Source organism: Pseudobacter sp., from assembly GCF_051955275.1.
Lineage (GTDB): Bacteria > Bacteroidota > Bacteroidia > Chitinophagales > Chitinophagaceae > Pseudobacter.
In genome coordinates this window covers 1-5,657 of the sequence record NZ_JBQCGW010000090.1, presented here as the reverse complement: position 1 = coordinate 5,657, position 5,657 = coordinate 1, and the positions used below count along the sequence as shown (strand labels likewise).

Genomic DNA, 5,657 nt, shown 5'->3' with positions numbered 1-5,657 from the left:
AATTTCAATATCGATCCGGACTGGTACCTTGGCAAGATCGGGTTCACCGCTGAAACGGAAATGATCGGCATCAAACAGATGCAGGAGTTGATCCGCGAAGAATTCCCCAACCTCAAATTCGGTTATTTCAATCCGCCGATGGAAAGGATCAAGGGAGACTACGAGAAAGATTTCGCCCACTAATTTCACGGAGTGTGCCCGGTCGCTCGCGTCCCCGAAAATCAATTCATTCATGGTCCTACTTTGCATTTTTGCATTCCTTGCCGGATTTGTAGACGCTGTTGTCGGTGGCGGTGGACTGATACAAACACCTGCAGCCCTCGTATTACTTCCTCAATACCCTGTGGCAACGGTGATCGGTACACTAAAGATCCCCGCCTTCAGCGGCACTTCCATGGCCGCGTATCAATATGCAAAAAAGGTGAAGCTCAATTACCCCATGCTGGCCCTGATGGCCGGCATCGCCTTCTGTGCTGCTTTCTGCGGCTCCAAACTGCTGACGATGGTGAGCAATAGCTTCATGAAACCATTACTGCTGATCGTGCTGGTTCTCGTAGCGGTTTACACTTATACAAACAAAAAATTCGGCACACATACAGAAAAGACGCATACAGAAAAACAGCAATGGTGGTATGCCGCCATCATCAGCCTGGTGATCGGCTTCTATGATGGATTCATCGGTCCGGGTACCGGCAGTTTCCTGGTACTGGCCTTTATCAGCATCCTCGGATTCGATTTCCTGCAATCAAGCGCCAATGCCAAGTTCGTGAATCTCAGCACCAACCTGGGCTCTATCGTTTTCTTTTTATCAAGTGGAAAGATCCTTTTTACCATTGCCATACCGATGGCTGTGTGCAATATGATCGGTGGCTGGTGCGGCGCGAAGCTGGCATTACTGAAAGGGAACTCATTCATCAGGATCTTCTTCCTGGTTGTGGTGTGCGCAACTATCCTTCGCTTTGCTTACGATATCTTTTTTAAATAGCTTAATTTTAAGAAAGCGTTTAACAATTAGCATACTATTTGCAACGTTTAGTGGAAACATTGGTACATTCGTACACAGAATTCCTGGCGTATGACAGATAATTTTGAATCGAAAAAGAATGTGCAGGCAGGCACTTACACCGCAATCATCTGTGGTGCATTATTACTCATCTTCCTGTTTGTACGATGGTCACTGCCTCCGGTCCCCGAGCCTCCTGTAGAAGAAGGTCTCGAGGTGAATCTCGGCAGCAGCGATCAGGGCTTCGGCGACGACCAGCCATTCGAGCCCGGCTCTCCTGCACCTGCAGAGCAGGCCGCTTACACGCCTCCTCCTCCCGCACCAACACCGGAAGCTCCCGATAAAGATGTTGAAGCTGATGAAGCACCCAGCAATCCTGTGGAAGTGAAGAAGCCTGAGGTAACAAAACCCGAAGTGAAGAAAGTACCTGAAAAGGCTACTGTAAAAACACCTCCGGTAAAGAAGCCCGTGGAAGCTCCTCCTGCTCCCGCACCTCCCAAACCCAAAGCAACCATGCGCGGCATCGGTGGCACAGGTACTGGCGGTAACGAAGCAGACAGCTACAAGAAAGGCGGCAACCAGGGCATTGCAGGTGGAACAGGCGATCAGGGAAGGCCCGGCGGCAACCCCAACTCCGATAATTATACCGGTGGCGGTAAGGGCAACGGCGTAAGCATCTCCAAAGGATTGAGCGGAAGAAAGATCACAGGGATGCCTTCTTTCAAAGATGATTTCAATGAGAATGCAACAGTATATGTAGACATCCGTGTTGATGAGAACGGAAGAGTGATCTCAGCCACTTTCCAGCCCAGAGGCAGCACTACTTCTGAAGCACAATACAAAAGCATCGCCATTCAGAAAGCACAGCAGGTGAAGTTCAGTGGCGGCGAAGGAGAATCTGTAGGAACGCTTAAATTCAATTTCAGGGTACAGAACTAAGAGCACTAACCACTCCCATATATCACTATCATTTTTTATTATAGAGGCGGCCCGGGAGGCCGCTTCTTTTGTTTTAAAGGCCGTCCCGGATGAGACGGCCATTTGCTTTTCGACTTATATAACTAATAACAAAAGACTATTTAACGGTGATGGTCACACGCCTGTTTTCGCTTCTGTTCCTGCTGGAGTCATTCGGAACAATGGGCTGGGAAGGACCGGCAGAATTGGTGCTGATCCGGCTGGCAGGCACGCCCTTTTTTTTCAGGTAAGCCGCAACGGATTCAGCACGCTCCAATCCTACCTTAGCATTTTCTCTTTCTGTGCCGATATCACAGGTATGGCCAACGATCAGGACATGCAGCCCAGGGTATTGCTTCAGAATGCCAGCCACAGAATCCAGGTGCGGCTTCAACCCTTCCGGCACATTGGTTTTACCCAGAACAACAAAAGTTACCGGTTGATTCACTACCATTTGTTCAGACTCAGTAATAGTATGCATGGTTTCCACCACGGCTGAATCAATTACAGGCTCAAACACCTGTACCACCTCGGTGGGATTGGCCGGCTCAACTACCGGTGCGGGCTTTGTTTCAACTGGTGCTACAATTGGCTCTGCCATAGCTACCGGTTGAACAGCCTTCTTCTTTTTAGAGAATCCTATCCTTACCTGAATGCCATAAGCCAGGATCCTTGCATCGTCCCCTTTATTCATCAGGCCATTTACACCGGCCTGGTTGATATTGCCGGCATTGTATGCTACCAAAGATGCATTGGCATCAGACTCTTTGCGGGGATCCGTTAGTCCGTAATCAAAATACACACCAGTGTATAACCGCAAATTATTACATGCCGGAAAACTGAATCCCGTAGCCGCGCTAAGCGTAGTTGTTGGCCTCAATTCCGGCTTAGCCTCATGGCTCCAGTTGCTGAGCACTCCGAAACCATGTTGCGGCATATCTTTCACTTCAATATTATAATCGGGATAGTATCCACTGAGATCCAGTTGCTGTGCGGACGCTTTTGTTTTTACACTGAAAGGGATCAGGATCTTAGCACCGCCATTCACATACCACTGTGTTTTACCACAGGTCTGGTACTGCAGCATAACAGGGATAGCCGCCGACAGAAAACTATTCGTTTCCTTATAACCAGTGGCTTTGATATTGTACTGAAAGGCCGATCCCATATCATCAACTTCGTAAGATGAGCGTGTAGCGCCATTGTTCAGCGTGGTTTTGGTATTGTAATAACCTGCGCCGATCCCCGTAAGGATACCCCAACGGGAACCGAAGGGGAAAAGATAGTTGACCCCAAGTGAGCCACCCGACTGTATTCCGGGCGATGCGCCGCTATATTTGTAACGCAGGCCCTGCAGGCCGCCGTTCAGTTCGATGCCGAATTCCTGCGCACTGGCGGTGAGTGCGAGAGCCGTTAAGCATCCTGTTGCAAATAGTCTTTTCATTTCAATTAATGAGTTAGGGTTAGTGGATTATTTCACCAGCACGTTCACAGAGGCTTTTTGTCCGTTGCTCAGGATCAATGTAAGCACATACAGTCCCCCTTGCGCCGGCATCGTTACCTGGTTGGCAGCATTCACCTGCGTGACCTCCTGTACCTTTGTGCCTGTTATCAGAGACAGTATGAGCTTCGCTCCTGTCAGTTCACCTGTGCTGTAATTACAGGTCACGGTAGCTGCAGAACCAGCCCTTACCGGATTCGGAGAAACTTTGATGCCTGCTGTAAACCCTGCACCTGCAGCAGTAACCGGACAGGACTCCACAACATTTCCATTTTTATCAGTAGCCACCACATAGAAATTTCCATTCAATGCAGTGGATTCGCTATAATACGGGCTGGTGGCGCCGTTGACAGGATTGCCATTCTTATACCATTGCCAGGCTGTATAATTTCCCCCGGTATTATCGAAGAAAATGGCATCAGCCCAGTGCTGACGGATAGCGCCAGCCATCTGGTACTTGAGATTCTTCGTCACCATCATAGCTGGCTCATGGTTATTATCACCAGCCTGTATGGCAGTGATAGTGGTAGCACCACCAGCAACGGGAGTGAGTATATTTCCATTAACGGATGCGATGGCCGGATTGGTAACAACATAGGTAACAGTCAGACCACTATTGCTTGTTGCCATCAACGTAATAGGCACCGGAGCTCCATTACAACCTATCTCGAAATCATTCTGCGCCCAGCTGATATTTTGTGAGGCTTTGGTGATGCTCAGGTTAGCACCAACATATGTAATGGCATAGTCAGAACCACCTGAGAGCGTATTGAGCGTGATCGGATATACGCCAACATCACTGCCCGGATCTCTACCCAAAGCGCCGGTAAGTTGGTCCGACCCAAACAGTTGACCGCCGGATATTGAATAGGTGAGTATGGGATCAGCCGTTCCATACACTTTCGTCTTCCCCTCTGCCGTAATGCTCAGCGGAGCAGGTGTGATACTGGCCTCATTGGTACTGAGCACCGCTGTATTGCTGATCTGGTAGTTGCCGGCTTTGGCGCCGGTGAGCGACAGACCACTATAGGGAACAGATAGGGTTTTATGATCACCGGCATGCCTGCTATCGTAAGCAGCTGCATCTGCACTAAGCAGAATTCCTATTGCATCTGCATTGATGATGACGCCAGCCGCGAAGCCCAGATCTGTGGACTGTAGATTTGCCTTATCACTGCCATCATAAATTTTAGAAAGACTGGCAGTTGTTTTGAAATTCACGATCACCGGTTTCTTTGCGATGGTGAACAACTCATCGTTCAAAATAATATTGTAGTTGGCGCCAGCCGTTAAACTACCCAGGGTAATATCGTAATCCCCTGCATCCTCTCCTGCTTCTCTTGCCAGAACACCCGTAATGGCATCACTGTTGAAAAGGGTTCCGGAGATGGAATATGCAAGCACAGGATCAGTGTCTCCGTAAATCTTCCCCTGCCCACTTACAGGCGTTGCCGTCAGGGATGCTTTGGTGATGCTTGCACTGCTGAATGTAATATCTGCTGCATTGCCGATCACATAATTGCCCGCCTTGGCTCCTTCCAGTTCCAGGTAAAGGCGGTTAAGGGTGATGGTTTTATTGTCACCTGCATTCTCGTTATCATATACCAGGATGCCGTTGAATTTTGCCTGTACATCATCATTGTTGATGATATCACCGGATGCAAATTCAAGGTTGGCAGAATTGAAACCACCCTGCACATGCCCGTCATATCTTTTTGTGATCTCCGCCGTTGATTTGATGCCTATTGTTACCGGCTTCGGCGCTACCATCAGTTGGAAGGTTTTGGCAGAAGCAGGCTCCCAGCTTCCGTCACCGCCCTGGTTGGCTGTAATTGTTACGGTTCCTGCGCTTTTGATGCTGAGCTTATATTTTCCATCCGCCGCATCAAAGAATGGTTCTGCTATGGCCGTATTGCCCGAGCTATAGGTCACGGCCAATCCTGAACCTGCAGTGGCAGCGGGTGCGAAAGCGGCATCGCCATAAGTTTTGGAAGCATCGGCTACAGTGATCGTTTGTGATTGTTTCTGCGATTCAATAGCTCCCATGTCTACAATGCCACCAGTGGACTTGTTGGCGATACGCGGCTTGCCCAGCAGGTCGTAAGGGTTATCGATCCGGGGATTTGCAGCCTCCCATTTAAATGCAGCATGAACGCGCAGCATGGTGATAGTATTAGGAATCTGATCCATCCTTAT

4 protein-coding genes and 1 pseudogene are annotated in these 5,657 nt (G+C 49.1%); 3 read left to right on the top strand and 2 right to left on the bottom strand.

The window, feature by feature from the left end; all coding sequences use genetic code 11:
- The 3 genes and pseudogenes from ACTHMC_RS07820 to ACTHMC_RS07810 all read left to right on the top strand — a co-directional run.
- Positions 1–183: pseudogene (locus ACTHMC_RS07820) on the top strand (radical SAM protein); the annotation flags it as partial.
- Between the two features lie 49 nt (positions 184–232).
- Entirely contained in the window at positions 233–985 is a 753-nt protein-coding gene (locus tag ACTHMC_RS07815) for a sulfite exporter TauE/SafE family protein (RefSeq protein WP_440412331.1), read from the top strand.
- 90 nt (positions 986–1,075) lie between these two features.
- Entirely contained in the window at positions 1,076–1,942 is an 867-nt protein-coding gene (locus ACTHMC_RS07810) for a hypothetical protein (protein WP_440412330.1), read from the top strand.
- Positions 1,943–2,078: 136 nt separating this feature from the next.
- On the opposite strand, the gene ACTHMC_RS07805 is transcribed toward ACTHMC_RS07810, so the two are convergent.
- Positions 2,079–3,404 (bottom strand): OmpA family protein, encoded by a 1,326-nt coding sequence (locus ACTHMC_RS07805; RefSeq protein WP_440412328.1) that lies wholly within the window; start codon positions 3,402–3,404, stop codon positions 2,079–2,081.
- A 27-nt stretch (positions 3,405–3,431) separates the two neighbouring features.
- Positions 3,432–5,657, bottom strand: a 2,226-nt coding sequence (locus tag ACTHMC_RS07800; protein WP_440412326.1) for an MBG domain-containing protein, incomplete at its 5' end; no start/stop codon positions are given.